Here is a 16,458-nt window from a genome sequence, read left to right on the forward strand (position 1 = left end):
CGATGATTCATGAGCGCATTCAAGTGAATCGATGAACGGTCAATTAGCTTAGTGGATTCGGGGTTGAAGAGGCTTTTTAAAAACCTGAGTACCTGTGGATTTTTTTCGTGGTGTCAACCCGCAGCTCTTTGGCTCTACTAGCACCCCACTCAAATGCCTGGGTCATAGTTTGGTGGAACGAACAATACAGGAGCTCCAAAACACAGAATTAGTGCAATTGCCCATAAAGCCGAAATCGCAACACATCCTCACGTTGCGTAGTGAGGCACTCACGACTAGCCGATACCCTGTTTTTTACCAGAGCTGATGGGTGCTATCGATGAGTGTCCGCCTCCTCAGCCGGATAAAATTCGCCTTCCTTCCCCATCTTTTCCAGCCGTTCGCGCACCATCAACTCAACGTTGGCCACTGCAGCTTGATCGTCAGGGTTGACCACCTTTACGCAAAGACGTCGGACATTCTGATCGTGGGTGGCCGCGCTTGGATAAACCTTAACCCACCCTCCCCTGTCCAATACTGCCAGCTCAATAATCAGCACAGCACGGAAGAAAAGCACTGGCTTCAGACGCATTCCGGCACAGTTCACGATGGCGTGCTGCCTATGGAACGACTGACAGCTATCGGCCCAGAGTGTGTAAATACTTAGCAGGAGCGTGCGGTACTGAGGTAAAGCTAGTCTGTAAATCTCAAACCGAACGGATGCCGTCGAATGACAGGATCTTCTAGAACCAGTGTTCGTGCATTTTCGAAAGAAATTCAGGGGTAATCGGCAGACTGCATGCTGAACCGATCACCGAGTCTATCCCGCACTTCGGACACAGAGCGGTGTTATCTAGATCAACCCACTCAGTGATTTCTGAGGGCGAAAACACACCTAAGCAGTAAAAACAGCCACAGTGATCGCTTGCTTCAATTTGAGTTCGGTGATTTGTAGAAAATAGGTGCGCTGAAATCACATCCATGGGCAAGTCCTTAAACTCCAAAGTTACTAGCATTTCTTTCTTGCATCAGAGTACATCAAGAGCCGTCCAACGTTGCTACGATTGCCCAAAGTGATAACGCAGGATTGCCTATGAAACGTTTCATCCAAGGTGACCATCGCGGACAAAGCACTCTGCTTCCCGAAAGCCTTGACGACTACGTCAGTGATACCAATCCGGTTCGCGTAGTCGACGTATTTGTCGACGAACTCGACTTGGTCAATTTGAGGTTTGATCGCGCTATTCCTGCTGATACAGGCCGACCTGGTTATCACCCTGCGATCTTGCTGAAGATCTACATCTACGGCTATCTCAACCGAATTCAGTCGAGCCGGCGCTTGGAGCGAGAAGCCCAGCGCAACGTCGAATTGATGTGGCTAACCGGGCGTTTGATGCCGGACTTAAGACCATCGCCAACTTCCGAAAAGACAACAGCAAGGCCATCCGAGGCGTCTGTCGTCAGTTCGTCGTGCTCTGTCAGCAGCTCGGATTGTTCGGAGAAAACCTGGTTGCCATCGACGGAAGTAAATTCAAGGCCGTCAACAATCGTGACCGCAACTTCACTAGCGCCAAACTAAAGCGGCGAATGGAAGAAATTGAATCGAGCATCAGCCGCTACCTGACCGCGCTTGATGCTGTTGATCGACAAGAATCCACAGCCTCCGAACCCAGCGCCGTGCGGTTGGAAGAGAAAATCGCCAAACTGAAGACGCAAATGAAAGAGCTTAAAGCAATTGAAACTCAGCTCAACGAATCACCGGATAAACAGGTCTCACTGACCGATCCAGACGCCCGCTCAATGATAACGCGCGGCACTGGAATCGTCGGTTACAACGTGCAGACAGCGGTCGATACCCAGCACCATTTGATCGTTGCCCATGAGGTTACCAACGTCGGTTCCGACCGCGATCAACTCAGCTCGATGGCCAAGCAGGCCCGCGAGGCTATGGCGTCAGATACCCTGTCGGTAGTGGCTGACCGAGGTTACTTCAAAGGCGAACAAATCCTGGCTTGTCACGATGCAGGTATCACCGCCTATGTGCCCAAGCCGATGACCTCTGGAGCCAAGGCTGACGGGCGTTTCAATAACGATGCCTTCCTCTATGACACGGCAAAAAACGAATACATTTGTCCCGCTGGGGAGGCGTTGATCTGGCGCTTTTCCAGCGTTGAAAAAAGCCTGAAGTTGCACCGTTACTGGAGTTCTAACTGCCAGGGATGCGTGCTGAAATCGAAGTGCACACCGAGCAAGCAACGACGAGTTCGGCGATGGGAGCATGAAGCCGTATTGGAGGAAATGCAGAACAGGCTGAGCAACGCGCCGGACATGATGCGAGTCCTCAAGCGTACGGTCGAGCATCCCTTCGGGACACTCAAACAATGGATGGGCGCCACACATTTCCTGACCAGAAAGCTGGCCGGGGTAAGTGCGGAGATGAGCTTGAACGTCCTCGCCTACAACTTTAAGCGAGTCATGAAAATTCTCGGTACCAGCGGTTTAATGAAGGCGCTGTCGGCCTGAAGAGGTCTGTATTTTGGCCACCCAGCGGCGCTAAGGGCACCCAGGCCCTCGTTATGATCCGTAGGACTTGTTCTGAGCAATTACTCGGCTAACAACCTTCGGCACTGCCCGCCGACAGTGCATTAGCGCGTTTTTACACACTCTGGGCCAGAAGCGGTCATTCCACCTGCCTGCCAAATTAGGGCGTTTCAGACTTCGGCGCGCGCTCGCAGTGCGTCGTAAACGTGCGACTACACTCTGTGTAGTGAGCACCTTAAAGGACAGCACATGGACATCACCATTCAGCGCAAGAAAGGAATATTTGACAGCGCCTATGGCCAGGCTATCCCGCTGGCAGTTTTGTTTGATGGAACGTTCGTGGGCCGCCTGGAAACGGGTGAAACATTATCTTTGAAACTTCCGGACGCTTGCGGGACGTTGCAAGTCGGTATGCTTGCCCCCAGAAACTCGCCTTACATTGGAAGCGCGTCTGGTGAGGTCTATCGACCAGCAATGCACAGAGGGTTACCCCCGGACAAGCCGTTCAGTCTTTTTCGGTAAAGACTCGGAAATGGGTGTTCTTTGACGTGCTGGGTTTGGCGGGCTCAGCGCCGTTCAACCGCTGGGTACTGGCGCTTGAGACAGATCAACTTTAGGAAGCTTCTGAAAGGCTTCAATCGGCCAAAACTGGTCGACTCGCTCTGGCTTTTTTGCCGCTTTCAAGCACTGGTGTTAGTCAGATTGGGGTAGCCATTGTCCTCACCTTTAACCTATCGAAAGGCAAAAAATCTGGTCATTGCTATCTAAGTAATACATCCCTTCTAGGACGCCAACCATCGGCGTGAGCCCGAGCAATGGTTCAGACTTAAATGTGATAGGGAAAGAAATCCGTTTCGCTTCATCTGAGGCTTCATCACAGGAGGGTTTAACAATTCCTCCCCAGAACGAGACAGCTGTGCCGTCATTGAGGAACAGCGTGGGTTGTCGATGGCCAATATGTTCAACCAGACTCCAGTGCACGTACCCCAGATAGCGAGTGCCATCGGCATCGCAAAATTCGGCTCGCACGATCATCGCCAAGCCTACTTCCTCAACACAAGGTCGGACTGTGCATTCATCCTCAACGGACTCGTCCATCGGAAAGCACCATACCCCAACATCGTGCAGATCGCTCGCTGTCAGTTCCCAAATCTGCTTGTCGCGCACCTCACGCCTCCTTGTAGTTTTATTCAGATTCTGCACAGTACAGGGTGCCAGCTTTGTCCTTCAACGAGCTAAGGAAGTCAGGGCTGTTGATCTGGTTTAAGCGTTCGGCTTGAAGCAGGCGCTACGACGATAGACGTGATACCACTGGAGTATCATCATTCTCTGTGACACCGCCGCACTGCATTGAAGGACTTCGCGATGCATCAAGTTATCAGCGCCGCTTACTACCGACCTGGATTCGCCAGGAGCGCTTGCGCATGGTTAATGATTGACGGCATTGGAATTGAGCAATGGCTGTCCACTCATCTCGAATGGTCAGACGTCGCAAGCCTTGGTCTTTCTCTGATCTGGCTTATCGACGAAGACGAAGACGCTCTTGCGAACCGTCGCATCATCCCGGCGGAGGATGGAAGCTCCACAATCGTGCCGTTGCTGGTCTGTAGCGATGACATGAATTTCGACTGTATCGTCTTGGTCGCTGAGCAGGTAATCGAGGCTGACACCGTACACTGGCGGCGCTTCGGTCGAAGTATTTCGGACAAACTGGAAGTTGGAATCTCGACAAAATGGATCGCCGAGAGCAAGCCGGTAAGCTTCGCATTGGAGGACTTCCAAAGCGCATTGGAGCAGTTCACTCAGTTGTCGAAGACGAAGCCAGACAACCATTGAGATGACCCTTGAGCCCTCAATAGCCTAGCTTACGTTGCACCATTTTTATCGCTATCAGGCTCACTACAACGTTTAAATGTTGTGACCCCGTAGCCCGAATTCACAATGGCCATACATGCTTCCAGAGGACACGCTGGAGCAGAAATCCTAGTAGAATTCGCGGAGCTCATTACTGCCCCGTTGAGATGTTCTATGAATTCTGATTTAACTGAAGAAGAAATGCGTCGTGCCCTATTCGGTGCGCCTCAGCCCGAAGAGCAGGTGCCCGCTCCTCTAGTAAAGGAGCCTGTGGAAGAAGTTGTGCCCGCGAAACCGGTGGTTGCTCCAGCGGCCCAGAAGAAAGCGTCGAAAGCTTTTACGCCCAGGCTGCGGGTCACACTCCGGGTTGGGAACGAGTTTGAGGGAAAAATGATCGAGTTGATTCACGAGGCTGATACGTTGAGCTCGTTGCTTGCTGAGCAGCAGGCTGTGAAGGCTGCGAGGAAGAAGTACAAATATGTTGAGGTTGAATCAGTCAAATCGATGTAGAGGCTTTAGCTAACCGAATTAGGCGAATGGTAGCGTCCATAAAATTTTCATATTTCGACCATGTCCTAGGCTGATCCAAAAAGGGTAATGTTTAACTTTCGAATCAGGGACGACCTACATGGCTTTGAAAATCCGTACGGCGGCAGTAGCAGATGCAGAAGCCATCCAGCGCATTTATGCCCCCATAGTTTCGAACACGGCGATCTCATTCGAAGAAACCCCGCCAAGCGTTGAGGAGATTGCTCAGCGGATAGCGACGACACTTCAGACATATCCCTACCTTGTGGCTGAAGAAGGTGGTGAGATCAAGGGATATGCATACGCAAGCCAGCATCGTGCACGTGCAGCCTACCGATGGGCTGTTGACGTGACGGTGTACATAGCTGAATCAGCTCGCCGCCAGGGTGTTGGCCGCGAACTCTACGAGACTCTACTTCCAATACTTGAGAAACAGCGGTTTCGCGCCGCTTACGCTGGAATTGCGCAGCCCAATGAAGGCAGCGTGGGCCTGCACGAGTCGCTAGGATTCACCCATATAGGGACGTATCCAGAGGTAGGCTTTAAGCTTGGGAAATGGCACGACGTCGGCTATTGGCGGCTCGGGCTGTGCCAGGCAACCCCTCCACTGGAACCTATTCTCTTCCCCCAGGTTGAAATCAAGCCAGTGATGGGGTGAAGGCTCGTAGTTTGGTGAATGCGACCAAAGCGCCGATACCCAATATCCCGGCCATGATCCAAATTAGCCAGTTTGGGCCAAGCTGCACCAGGATGTATGCGCATGCCATGGGCGCTACCGCTTGTGCAACCAACACTGGGCGAGCGATCAGGCCAAGGTGGATGCCCAGGTTGGTGCTGCCCAACAGTGTAAGTGGGACTGTTCCTCTGGCGATGGTCATGATCCCATTTCCACCGCCGAAGGTAATCACTGCGATAAGGGACAGCATCACCATCCCCGGCCCCAAGGCCAACAGTCCGACGATGCAAGCCAGAATTCCTAGCCTTGCTATCCATACCGGATGAGCGTTGCGGCCAAACGCATATTCCAAAAGCCGAGCGACAACTTGAGACGGCCCCATCAGCGCTCCGAGCGTTACTGCCATGGCGGCGGAAATTTCATGGCTACGCAGGAGTGCTATTAGATTGACCGCCAACGCTGACATCACGAACGCATGTAATGTGAACAGCAAGGAGATCCACGCTAAGCATGGATCAGCAGGCGCGTACGATGTTTTGGCGATCTTGGCGGACTCACTTGCTCGCGGCGTAGGGACTGGAACCGTTAGCAGGTGAAGGGGCAAACCTACAGCAAGATGGATTAACGCGAGCACCCTGCAGGTGGTTTGCCATCCATGGCTCGCATCCATCGACGCCAGGAAAGGCCAAGCGACCGTGCTTGCGAAGCCCGCTATGAGTGTCAGTCCGGTCATCGAGCTTCTCGCTCTTGCCCCCATCAGTCGGCCCAGTGTCGCGAATCCAGCGTCATACAGGCCTGCGGCCATGCCCAAACCCAAAACTGTCCATGCGATGTAGTAGACGAACAGCCCTGATGCGAAAGACATGGTGATTAAGCCAAGGGCCAGCAAAAGCGAACTGCTGGCGAGCACCCATTTTCCGCCATGCTTATCAATAGTCCTGCCGACTACAGGCGCGCTTATCCCAGCGACAAGCAGAGACCACGATAAGGCGCCCACTACAGCGGGAACGGATGTATCTAGTGAGTGCGAAATGGGTTCAGCTAGAACTGCCGGCAGATAAAACGTGGAGCCCCACGCAAGAATCTGGTTACAACCCATTGAGCCAATCAGGGTCGCATGCTGCCTTGTCGTCGGGGCTGCGGTAGACATCAGTCCAACTCAGCGAGATAGCTTTGCACTTGCTTGACTACATCTCGAGCGGTGCGGGTTACTCCGATCAATGTCGCGGAGGCGAGCCCCGTCCAATCGCCGTAACCCACCAGCCACAGATTGGGTGAAGCAACACTCCGGTTTCCGTTCACAGCCACTTTGCCATCCTGGCCTACAATGCCCAGGCTGTTCAGGTGGTCGAGCGCTGGAGAAAACCCAGTGCACCAGATGACGACATCCACCGCTGTTTCGTCTCCTGATGACCAAACAACGCCTGTTGAAGTGAAGTGCGTGAATGGCCGTACTGCGCTCAATACACCGCGTTCACGAGCGTCCTTCACCGATGGCACCATTACGATATCGCCCAGCCCCCCAGCGGGTTGTTCAGGCTCCACACCTTCCTGTTGCGCCTTCAATCGAGCAGTAGCTCGTTCGAACAGGACGCGCCCATCAACCTCATCAGGTAGAAACTTTGGGGCCTCTTGAGTTACCCAGGTTGCCTGAGCCACTTTAGAAACCTCGGCGTAAATCTGGGATCCCGAGTTGCCACCACCCACGACAAGGACGGTTTTCCCCTCAAACTCATTCGGCCCAACGTAATGAGCGGAATGAAGCTGCTGCCCTACGAACAACTCCTGTCCGGCATAGCTCGGTGTAAATGGGCGGCTCCAGGTGCCTGTTGCACTGATAACCGCCTTGGCATCCCAGTTTCTATCCCCGGAGACAACCCGTAATCCTTCTTCGATTTTTTCGACACGGGTCACCCTGGTGGATCGGATGATGGGGAAGTCATATCGACGCTCGTACAGAGTCAGATAGTCGATAACATCATCACGGTGAGGCGTTTCTTCTGATACGGCAGGCATCGGCCAGCCCGCAATCGAGCTCCATGCCGATGGAGAGAAGAGTCGCAGCGAGTCCCAGCCATGCCGCCAGGCTCCTCCTGGTGCCGACTCCGCATCGAGCAGCACATAAGACAAGCCTGACCGCTTCAAAAAATAGGCGACTGTCAGCGCGGATTGACCACCGCCAATGACCACAACATCAAGTTTCGAATTCTGACTCACCAGCATCCTCCAGGCTCAATCGCGGCACCTCACTGTCGTCGTATCAGACTCTGCGACCGTGCTCATCAATGACCACTTGGCCGTCCTCTTTGACGAAACTCCCACGCTGCTCTTGCGGTAACAAATCGAGCACAGCTTCTGACGGACGACACAAACGCGTCCCCAAAGGCGTCACGACGATGGGGCGATTGATCAGGATAGGGTGAGCCATCATGGCATCGATGAGCTGTTCGTTCGCCAGCGATGCATCGCCCAATCCCAGCTCTTCGTACGGTGTGCCTTTGATACGCAAAAGAGCCCGCACCCCGATACCCATATCCTCAATGAGTCTGACAAGTGTGGTGCGATCAGGCGGGTTCTTCAGGTACTCGATAACCGTCGGTTCTTCCCCGCTGTTACGGATCAACTCCAAGGTGTTGCGAGAGGTGCCGCATTCGGGGTTGTGGTAGATCGTGATCTGGCTCATATCGCTTCCTCGTACTGACGTTAGATGGAGCGCTGGTTGACGCGTTTGGAAAGCTCTTCGGCGGACTCTTTACGCTCGGAGTACCGATCAACCAAATAATCCTGGCGATCCCGCAACAGCAGGGTGAACTTCATCAGCTCTTCCATCACGTCCACGAGACGGTCGTAGTACGAAGACGGCTTCATACGACCTGTCTCGTCGAACTCGGTAAATGCCTTGGCCACCGAAGATTGGTTTGGGATGGTGAACATCCGCATCCATCGACCCAGTACGCGCAGCTGATTGACCACGTTGAAAGATTGCGAGCCGCCGCAGACCTGCATCACAGCAAGGGTTTTGCCTTGCGTAGGTCGTACAGCGCCAATCGCCAGCGGAACCCAGTCAATTTGGGCTTTGAATACTGCACTCATGGAGCCGTGACGCTCAGGGGAGCACCACACCTGTCCCTCAGACCATTGCATCAGCTCGCGCAGCTCAGCGACCTTGGGATGTGTATCGGGAGCGTCATCCGGAAGCGGCAGACCCGATGGGTCAAAGATCTTGGTTTCAGCACCAAACTCATTCAGCAGGCGTGCCGCCTCTTGCGTGACTAACCGGCTGAATGAGCGTTCTCGCGTTGATCCGTACAGCAGAAGAATGCGAGGTTTATGGAGCGAAGGAGTACGAGGCGACAGTTGCTCCAGCGAAGGAATGTCGATCAGGTCGGCGTGTACGTTCGGCAATGTGTCTTGCATATAAACTCCTACGGCGGCGCCTGGTTGGGTGCCGCCTCGGTAGATCTTTAAAGCGAACCGATGCGGTTCAGTTCAGCTTTCAACTGTTCAGCGCTGATGGTCTTCAGTGGCAGCGCAAGAAATGCGCTCACGCGCTCGTGAATTTTGGCGAGTGTGGTTTCAAAAGCTGCGGTGATCTCGGCTTCCGAACCGCTAGCGTCAGACGGGTCGGCCAGACCCCAATGCGCCTTCAAAGCTGGCCCAAAGAAGATTGGGCATGCCTCACCCGCTGCCCGGTCACAGACAGTGATCACGATGTCTGGCGGTGAGCCTTCAAAAGCATCCGAAGCCTTGCTGCTCAAGCCCGCCGTGGAGATACCCGCCGCCTCCAGCGTTTGCAATGCCCGTTGATTCACCCGGCCACTGGGAAAGCTTCCTGAGCTGACGGCTTCTACACCCTCGGGCGCCAAGTGGTTGAAAAGCGCCTCGGACAGAATGCTGCGGCAGCTGTTGTGGGTGCACATGAACAAGACTTTCATCAGACGATTCCTTGATTCAAAAACTGAGGCGCAGTGCCAGAGCGGACAATGTGGCGACGAGGATGGGCACGGTCAGCACGATCCCGGTCTTGAAGTAGTAACCCCAACTGATCGTTATATTTTTCCGGGCGAGCACGTGCAGCCACAACAGAGTTGCCAAGCTCCCAATTGGGGTGATCTTCGGGCCCAGGTCGCAGCCGATGAGGTTGGCGTAAACCATCGCTTGCTGGACAACACCATCGACTTCGGCGGCATGAATGGATAAGGCGCCTACCAGAACGGTGGGCATGTTGTTCATGATCGAAGACAGCAACGCTGTCAGCAGCCCTGTACCAAGGGACGCGCCCCAAACGCCATAACCGGCGAACACGTTCAGGATCTGCGCGATGTGGTCGGTCAGGCCGGCGTTCTTCAGGCCATAAACAACCAGGTACATACCCAAAGAAAAAATCACCACCTGCCATGGCGCCTCTTTGAGCACCTTGCTTGTGTTGATGGCGTGACCACGAGCCGCGATGACGTAAAGAATGAATGCACAGACCGCTGCAATGGCGCTGATTGGCACCCCCAATGGCTCAATGACAAAGAAGCCGATCAGCAGTAGTGCCAGCACCCACCAACCGGCTACAAAAGTGGCCCGGTCGTGGATCGCCTCGTCCGGATTGTCCAGTTGGTTGAGGTCATAGGTCTTTGGTAGATCTTTGCGGAAAAACCACAGCAGCATGGCTAATGTCGCCGCCACGCTGACGATGTTTACCGGCACCATGATCGAAGCATATTCGTTGAAGCCGATATCGAAGTAGTCGGCAGAAACGATGTTTACCAGGTTGGAAACCACCAGCGGTAAGCTCGCCGTATCAGCGATAAAACCGGCTGCCATGACGAATGCCAACGTAGCCGCAGGAGAAAAACGCAACGCCAGCAACATCGCGATCACAATGGGTGTGAGGATCAATGCTGCTCCGTCATTGGCGAACAGGGCCGACACCGCTGCGCCCAACAGGACGATAAATGCGAACAGCTTGCGCGTGCTCCCTCCTCCCCATCGGGCCACATGCAGCGCAGCCCACTTGAAAAAACCTGCCTCATCAAGCAGCAGACTAATGATGATGACCGCGATGAAAGTCCCAGTGGCATTCCAGACAATGCGCCAAACCTCTGGTATGTCGGCAAGGGTAACGACACCTGCCAGCAACGCCACGATGGCACCGAACATCGCACTCCAGCCAACCCCAAGCCCCTTGGGTTGCCAGATGACAAGGACGATGGTGGCGATAAAGATCAATACGGCAATCAGCATTTCATTAATCCGGTTAGGCGTGACTCAGCTACACACGGTTTGGTTGATCGGACGGTCGTTCATGCCGCAGAGGCGCTTAGCCTCGGTTTCCAGCCATTGCTGATTGGCGTCTACCACTTCCTTCAAAACTGCAGTCACCCACGCGGGTAAATCAGGATTCAGGCGGTAATACACCCACTGGCCTTGGCGACGATCCAAAAGCAAACCGGCAGAGCGCAGCAGGGCCAGATGACGAGAAATCTTAGGCTGACTCAGGTCGAGTGCTGCCGTTAGCTCGCATACACACAGCTCACCTTCACTCACGACAAGCAGCGAAATTTTTGCTCGGGTGTCATCCGCCAGGCACTTGAATAAGGTGGTGGGGTTCATGGGTTCTGTCATAGATCCTCCAGGTGTTTGGTCTTGACCAAAACGAAGAGCTTGATGCGCTCGTGGATGTCGTGGAGCGTATGGCGAAATGCGCCAGGATCATCGCTAGTTACTGGGTCAGGAAAATCCCAGGCAATGACTTCACCTGCACTGGGCATTGGTAGGCACTCGCTTGCGGATTTATCACAAAGAGTGATTACGTAATCGAATCGATCAGCTTGAAACTCGCTGAGGGACTTGCTGCGCAGGCCCGTTGCATCGACTCCAACTGCCTCCAATGCCTGAGTGGTGCGCGGATCAACCTCAGACGGTTCAGATCCTGCACTGAAGGCCTCGAAGCGCGGGTCGGTGTGCCGCAGCAAAGCCTCTGCAAGCAGGGAGCGGGCTGAGTTGGCAACGCACACGAAAAGCACTTTGATAGCAGGGCTCATGGTGGAACTCGATGCATATGGAAAATCGAATATACGCTTTGGCGAATATTCGGTAAAGCGAATATGATGGCTGCTGCTTCGGCTTGAGCCGTGACAGTTCCTACAAAGCGGCACAAAGGAGATAAGGGGATGGGCAAGGAGATGATGATCCAGGCAACGGAAATAGCCGGAGGGCAGTCGCAGCGCTTTCGCGATGCACTGAAATCTGCTGAACTTCCAGCAGACGATGTTGATCTTCCAGGCCGAACCTTTTTTGAGTTCACACTGGACAGTGAGACGGTCGCATGGGGAGGATTCGAAACGCATGGTACGGACGGGTTGTTGCGTTCTCTGGTCGTAGTGTCGACATTCAGATCGAAGAGGGTCGGTGTCGCGGTGCTTCGGGTCATTGAAGCGAAAGCCGCCGAGCAGGGAATCGCTCGATTTCATTTGCTGACAACAACTGCTTCAGGCTTTTTTGAACAACAGGGCTATGCAGTAAATCAACGAGATTCTGCGCCGCCTCTGATTTCTCAGACGGAGCAGTTCAGGGGGCTTTGCCCTGGATCGGCTTGCTACATGTGCAAGGCCTTATCTGCGAATGCACGAAAGTAGCTGATCACCTTGATGATGGCTTTTAGCCTCGATGCCAGCTAGATTTGGAGCTTTCTACGATCAAGGAAGGATATGAAAAAGCTCATCGCAGTAATGGGGATCTGTGTCGCACTAGGCGGTTGCGCTACGTCCCACTACACCGCAGGACGAGACTTTCCGTCAGCCAGTGTAACGAGCATCACCAAAGGCAAAACGACGACTACTGAGTTGAAGTCCCTGTTTGGTGAGCCCTACGCCAAGAGTGCTGTCAGCGAGACTGACGAAAAGTGGATCTACACCTACACCAATGGCTCAGCCCATGCCCAAAGCTACGTGGTCACCATGAAGGTGACGACTACGGGCACTCAGAAAACTCTCGACGTCTTGATCCGAAATGACGTGGTCATCAACTACACGTTCAGCGAAGGCCCCGCTCCAGGCAGTACCACTGCGACGAACTAAGTTCGCCACCTTGCCATTGGGCGACCCACCGCGCTCAGTACGCTGTTGATGGAGCAAGCTCATGGACAGAACATATGCCTTCGTGGATGAGTCCGGGAATTCCGACATTGATACGTCAACCCGCTCGCTAAAACGGTCGGCCTGGCGGAGAGCCTCCTGGTGTACCTGGTAGTCAGCATATCCAGACTCATTCGTAGGCGGTGGCAGAAGAGACTGGTACTTGGATGGCCACTCAAGCATTCCAAGAGTCAGGCTGCGGAGGATTTTCTTGTAGGCAAGAACTGCTTCTTCCGAAGCTTTCTCTTCGTAGATCTGAGCGACTGAACCAGCGAAAAAATCTGCAACCTGAACCAAAACGTTGTCCTTACTGGCCATCGTCTGGAAGGCATCCTTATCGCCAAATAGGTCGTCCACGAATCGTTCTGCAACGTAGCTTTTGAGGCTCTGATGAAATTCCTGGCCACCATGCTCGTCTACGATCATCTGGAGGTCAGGGTATGCGCGGAACAAACGTTCATAGAGCAACCCGTTCACGTATTTTATGAACGAGGTCTTGATACGGAGGCCGCCGTCTTTGTGAATTCTGGACTTATCAACGACGGTGAAATAGAGCTTGAATGGCAGCTCAGCTAGCTCGTTGAGGATTCGGGCACGGCGATCTGAATTTTTGGGCTTCAGATTGCTGGATTTGATCTCACCTGTTTGAAAATGACGCATGCGGAGTGCTTCAGCTTGGGCATAAGCAACTTCCAGGTCTTTCTCTGCCACCAGAATGGAGCACACGATGAAAAAGCCCGAGCTTCCTCCCTTTAGCGCTGAACGTAGAGCCGATCACACTGCTGGCACTTACTGTTGCATCCCATGAAAAACGCTCAATGCGCGAAGTTCTTCTGGCGTCGCTAGCTGAGGCTGAGGCGCTAGGGCTGGCAGATAGACCGCTTCCAACCGAACCGAAAGCCATCAATCCGCCTCGAGAGTTGGAGGCTCAGAGGAAATGGTTGGCCGTGCAGGAGCTTAAGACGAAAGGGCTTAGCCAGAGTGAGGCAGCGAGACAGCTAGGGCTGCCTGAATCTACATTGCGGCGGTTGTGGCATCGAACGCTTAAAGATTAAGGCTGGTGCGGTGAATGCATCAACTTGGGAAATTAGCTAACTGAGAATCTTGCATTGTGGATCGGTACTCGCGTCAGCCTCCATCCAGAGACCACGCTTTCTGGCAATAGGATCGAGTTAGATCCAAAAGGGCCATCAACGTCTGGATTTACTCAGAGACGTGGCGTGTCAGGCACCACGATTCTCCCCTATCAATGTTGAGATCTTGCCTGCCCTGTCCATTTTCTTGGAAAAAGATGGACAGCTGCTACCACCCTTAACTTATTGTTATTTATAGTTTTTTTATGTCAATTTTTGGGCCCTCTCACGGGTGTACATGTCGGTGTCGAGCAAGCCCTGGATCACCGGGGTTTCGTAGTCGTAGGCACTTTCCATGGTGTGTCTCCTTAACGCGTGGCCATCGCGGCCAGTTCTTCGCGGGTACTGCTGATGACAGCACCGGCCTTGAGCAACTCATTCACGGCCTGCACGCTGCCTTCCTCGCTGATGCCGCGGCACGCCGGCAGGTGCAGGATCACTTCCAGGCCGGCCTTGAGCAGTTGCAACGCGGTGGTCTTAACGCAGTAGTCCAGCGCCAGGCCGCCGACGATCACGCGGGTCACGCCGTGGGTTTTCAGGTACTCGATCACACCGGTCGAGAGTTTGTCGTGCAGGTCGTGGTAGCAGGCGCCGTAGGGGTGCAGGTCGGGTTCGACGCCTTTCCAGATGAAGTGGTCGTAGTCATAAGGTGTGGGCAACTCGTCGAGCAACGTGAACCCCTCGGTGCCCGGCACGCAGTGGCTGACCCAGGTGACATCGGCGTGCGCCAGGCCGGTGGGTTGCAGCATGTCGCTGTGCTGCGCGACCACCCACGGCGCGTGCGGGGTGTGGGCATCCTTGCTGCCGATGCGGTGGCCGGCGAGGCTGGCCATGTAATTGAGTTCGCCACCGATCTGGTCGCCGCCAACCACCGGCAATTCGTTGGGGCACAGCGGCGTGAAGCTCTTCTGGGCGTCGACGTCGAATGAAGCAATGGCGGTTTTCGCGAGGGTCATGGCGGTTCTCCTGTGGCCTGGAAACAAAAGTACACGTCATGTACTTTCATAGCAAGAAACATTTAGTTATCTATGCTGATGCTCGTACATGACATAGCTGTTCGATCCGTTAGACTGTGCCCCCTGCTGCTCAGAAGGACGCCACATGCCACTCAGCCCCTACCTCCACACCGTCGACCTGTGCGTGTTGTTTTACTGCCGCGCGCGCGGGGAACTGCAATTGCTGCTGAACAAACGCGAAGCCGAGCCGTTCGCCGGGCATTGGGCTTTACCGGGTGTGGTGGTCAATGGCGACGTGCAAGACCTGAGCCTCAAGGACGCCGTTGAGCGCCTGCGCGCCAGCGACAAGGTCGGCCTGCCCCTGGCCTGGAGCGAGCAAGTGGGCACAGTGGGGGATGCGTTTCGCGACCCACGGTGCTGGTCATCGTCCACGTATTACCTGGCGATCGTCGCGGATGAGGTGAGCCTGGGCGAGCATCAGGCTTGGTTTGCGCTGAAGGCGCTGGCAGATGGCAGTATCAAGTTGCCGTTCGACCACAACAGCATTGTGGCCGCGGTGCAGGAACGCCTGCTGTCCAAATCGCTGTACAGCAGTTTGCCGCTGTTGTTCCTGGGCGATGAATTCAGCGCGCCGGAAGCGACCACGATCTTTTCCCTGGTGCTGGAGCGGCCGGTGCTCAAGACCAGCATTCGCCAGCGGTTGTTGAAGCTGACTGAGGCGGGGTATTTGCGCGAGACCGGGCGCAAGAAGAACGGTGAAGGCGGCCGGCCCCAGGCGACGGTGCAGAACCTGAAGCCTGGAGCGGTGTATTTCTTTGATCGCAGTTTTGCCGAGTAGCCCTTATTCCAGGAACAACAACGGTCAAATGTGGGAGGGGCGTACGGCTTAGTTCATCCAGTTGCCGCCATCGACGTTGTAGGTCTGCGCCACCACATAGTCCGCGTCTTTCGAAGCCAGAAAGATCGCCATCCCAGTCAAATCCTCCGCCGTTCCCATCCGCCCATAGGGCACCTCGGCCCCTACCCGCTTCTTCTTCTCACCGGGCTGCAGCCCTTCGTGTTTGGCAAACAGCGCATCCACCCCATCCCAATGCTCGCCATCCACCACGCCCGGCGCGATGGCATTCACGTTGATCCCCTGCTTGATCAGGTTCAACCCCGCCGATTGCGTCAGGCTGATCACCGCCGCCTTGGTCGCACAGTAGATCGCCACCAGCGGCTCGCCCCGCCGCCCGGCCTGGCTGGCCATGTTGATGATCTTGCCGCCCTGGCCCTGGCTGATCATCTGCCGCGCCGCCGCCTGCAGGGTAAACAGCGTGCCGGCGACGTTGATCGAAAACAGCCGCTCATAGCTGTCGCGGGTGATGTCGACGATGGGCGCCAGGTCAAACAAAGCGGCATTGTTGATCAGGATATCGAGCTTGCCGGCCTGGGCGACCACCGCGGCAATCGCAGCGTCGATGGAGGCCTGGTCGGTGACGTCCATCTCCACCGCATAGGCCTGGGGGCCCAACTCGGCAGCGGTGGCCTGGGCCCGTTGCAGGTTGATATCGGCGATGGCAACGGTTGCGCCTTCAGCGATGTAGGCCTGGGCAAAGGCGCGACCGATGCCGCGCGCCGATCCGGTGATCAGCGCGCTTTTACCTTCGAGTCGTTTCATGGGG

General features: G+C 54.8%; 20 protein-coding genes and 2 pseudogenes. 9 read left to right on the top strand and 13 right to left on the bottom strand.

Going from position 1 to position 16,458, the window contains the following annotated elements; translation table 11 throughout:
• Positions 1-313: 313 nt before the first annotated feature.
• On the bottom strand, positions 314-571 hold the full coding sequence (locus GIW02_RS00300) for a hypothetical protein (protein WP_236419538.1): 258 nt from the start codon (positions 569-571) through the stop codon (positions 314-316).
• A 501-nt stretch (positions 572-1,072) separates the two neighbouring features.
• Between GIW02_RS00300 and GIW02_RS00305 the strand changes: the two are divergent.
• Both GIW02_RS00305 and GIW02_RS00310 read left to right on the top strand, forming a co-directional pair.
• Positions 1,073-2,502, top strand: a pseudogene (locus tag GIW02_RS00305) (IS1182 family transposase).
• Between the two features lie 267 nt (positions 2,503-2,769).
• Positions 2,770-3,042 (top strand): hypothetical protein, encoded by a 273-nt coding sequence (locus GIW02_RS00310; RefSeq protein ID WP_236411757.1) that lies wholly within the window; start codon positions 2,770-2,772, stop codon positions 3,040-3,042.
• Between the two features lie 204 nt (positions 3,043-3,246).
• On the opposite strand, the gene GIW02_RS00315 is transcribed toward GIW02_RS00310, so the two are convergent.
• Positions 3,247-3,687: a hypothetical protein gene (locus tag GIW02_RS00315; RefSeq protein WP_137211957.1), complete on the bottom strand. Its 441-nt coding sequence runs from the start codon at positions 3,685-3,687 to the stop codon at positions 3,247-3,249.
• A gap of 198 nt (positions 3,688-3,885) precedes the next feature.
• Between GIW02_RS00315 and GIW02_RS00320 the strand changes: the two genes are divergently transcribed.
• From GIW02_RS00320 to GIW02_RS00330, 3 genes are all read left to right on the top strand, one after another.
• The gene (locus tag GIW02_RS00320) at positions 3,886-4,356 is read left to right on the top strand and encodes a hypothetical protein (protein WP_122528459.1); all 471 of its coding nucleotides are present in this window, start codon (positions 3,886-3,888) and stop codon (positions 4,354-4,356) included.
• 192 nt (positions 4,357-4,548) lie between these two features.
• Entirely contained in the window at positions 4,549-4,884 is a 336-nt protein-coding gene (locus tag GIW02_RS00325) for a hypothetical protein (protein WP_236411758.1), read from the top strand.
• Positions 4,885-5,002: 118 nt separating this feature from the next.
• A complete protein-coding gene (locus tag GIW02_RS00330; protein ID WP_150580695.1) occupies positions 5,003-5,560 on the top strand; it encodes an arsinothricin resistance N-acetyltransferase ArsN1 family B in 558 nt (185 codons plus the stop codon).
• Here the strand turns inward: GIW02_RS00330 and GIW02_RS00335 are convergent.
• The 8 genes from GIW02_RS00335 to GIW02_RS00370 are packed head-to-tail and all read right to left on the bottom strand — an operon-like array spanning position 5,541 to position 11,613.
• Positions 5,541-6,728 carry an MFS transporter gene (locus GIW02_RS00335; protein WP_236411759.1) on the bottom strand — a complete coding sequence of 396 codons (1,188 nt, stop codon included), beginning with the start codon at positions 6,726-6,728 and terminating at the stop codon, positions 5,541-5,543. The two genes, GIW02_RS00330 and GIW02_RS00335, sit on opposite strands and share 20 nt — an antisense overlap.
• A complete protein-coding gene (locus GIW02_RS00340) occupies positions 6,728-7,801 on the bottom strand; it encodes an ArsO family NAD(P)H-dependent flavin-containing monooxygenase (RefSeq protein WP_236411760.1) in 1,074 nt (357 codons plus the stop codon). Before GIW02_RS00340 ends, GIW02_RS00335 begins: the two co-directional genes overlap by 1 nt.
• Positions 7,802-7,838: 37 nt before the next feature.
• Positions 7,839-8,261 (bottom strand): arsenate reductase (glutaredoxin), encoded by a 423-nt coding sequence (gene arsC, locus GIW02_RS00345; protein ID WP_150580697.1) that lies wholly within the window; start codon positions 8,259-8,261, stop codon positions 7,839-7,841.
• Between the two features lie 20 nt (positions 8,262-8,281).
• Positions 8,282-8,995 carry an arsenical resistance protein ArsH gene (gene arsH, locus GIW02_RS00350; protein ID WP_055135316.1) on the bottom strand — a complete coding sequence of 238 codons (714 nt, stop codon included), beginning with the start codon at positions 8,993-8,995 and terminating at the stop codon, positions 8,282-8,284.
• Between the two features lie 47 nt (positions 8,996-9,042).
• Positions 9,043-9,513, bottom strand: coding sequence for an arsenate reductase ArsC (locus GIW02_RS00355; RefSeq protein WP_003395039.1), 471 nt, complete (start codon positions 9,511-9,513; stop codon positions 9,043-9,045).
• A gap of 16 nt (positions 9,514-9,529) precedes the next feature.
• Entirely contained in the window at positions 9,530-10,813 is a 1,284-nt protein-coding gene (locus GIW02_RS00360) for an arsenic transporter (RefSeq protein ID WP_236411761.1), read from the bottom strand.
• A 24-nt stretch (positions 10,814-10,837) separates the two neighbouring features.
• Positions 10,838-11,194, bottom strand: a complete 357-nt coding sequence (locus GIW02_RS00365; protein ID WP_175385216.1) for a metalloregulator ArsR/SmtB family transcription factor — start codon at positions 11,192-11,194, stop codon at positions 10,838-10,840.
• Positions 11,191-11,613, bottom strand: coding sequence for an arsenate reductase ArsC (locus GIW02_RS00370; RefSeq protein WP_177015390.1), 423 nt, complete (start codon positions 11,611-11,613; stop codon positions 11,191-11,193). Before GIW02_RS00370 ends, GIW02_RS00365 begins: the two co-directional genes overlap by 4 nt.
• A 129-nt stretch (positions 11,614-11,742) precedes the next feature.
• Between GIW02_RS00370 and arsN2 the strand changes: the two genes are divergently transcribed.
• Positions 11,743-12,207, top strand: a complete 465-nt coding sequence (arsN2, locus tag GIW02_RS00375) for an arsenic resistance N-acetyltransferase ArsN2 (protein ID WP_236411762.1) — start codon at positions 11,743-11,745, stop codon at positions 12,205-12,207.
• A gap of 72 nt (positions 12,208-12,279) precedes the next feature.
• On the top strand, positions 12,280-12,648 hold the full coding sequence (locus GIW02_RS27115; RefSeq protein WP_456361591.1) for a hypothetical protein: 369 nt from the start codon (positions 12,280-12,282) through the stop codon (positions 12,646-12,648).
• 372 nt (positions 12,649-13,020) lie between these two features.
• On the opposite strand, the pseudogene GIW02_RS27120 reads toward GIW02_RS27115, so the two are convergent.
• A pseudogene (locus GIW02_RS27120) lies at positions 13,021-13,431 on the bottom strand (DUF3800 domain-containing protein); the annotation flags it as partial.
• Positions 13,432-13,523: 92 nt separating this feature from the next.
• Between GIW02_RS27120 and GIW02_RS00385 the strand changes: the two are divergent.
• On the top strand, positions 13,524-13,760 hold the full coding sequence (locus tag GIW02_RS00385; RefSeq protein ID WP_236411764.1) for a helix-turn-helix domain-containing protein: 237 nt from the start codon (positions 13,524-13,526) through the stop codon (positions 13,758-13,760).
• 386 nt (positions 13,761-14,146) lie between these two features.
• Here the strand turns inward: GIW02_RS00385 and GIW02_RS00390 are convergent, their stop codons facing one another.
• The gene (locus GIW02_RS00390; protein ID WP_236411765.1) at positions 14,147-14,794 is read right to left on the bottom strand and encodes a nicotinamidase; all 648 of its coding nucleotides are present in this window, start codon (positions 14,792-14,794) and stop codon (positions 14,147-14,149) included.
• Positions 14,795-14,939: 145 nt separating this feature from the next.
• On the opposite strand from GIW02_RS00390, the gene GIW02_RS00395 reads away from it, so the two are divergent.
• Positions 14,940-15,632, top strand: coding sequence for an NUDIX hydrolase (locus GIW02_RS00395; RefSeq protein ID WP_236411766.1), 693 nt, complete (start codon positions 14,940-14,942; stop codon positions 15,630-15,632).
• A 48-nt stretch (positions 15,633-15,680) separates the two neighbouring features.
• Here the strand turns inward: GIW02_RS00395 and GIW02_RS00400 are convergent, their stop codons facing one another.
• Positions 15,681-16,454 carry an L-iditol 2-dehydrogenase gene (locus GIW02_RS00400; protein WP_236411767.1) on the bottom strand — a complete coding sequence of 258 codons (774 nt, stop codon included), beginning with the start codon at positions 16,452-16,454 and terminating at the stop codon, positions 15,681-15,683.
• Positions 16,455-16,458: the final 4 nt, after the last annotated feature.

Source organism: Pseudomonas syringae (assembly GCF_021606685.1).
Lineage (GTDB): Bacteria > Pseudomonadota > Gammaproteobacteria > Pseudomonadales > Pseudomonadaceae > Aquipseudomonas > Aquipseudomonas syringae_R.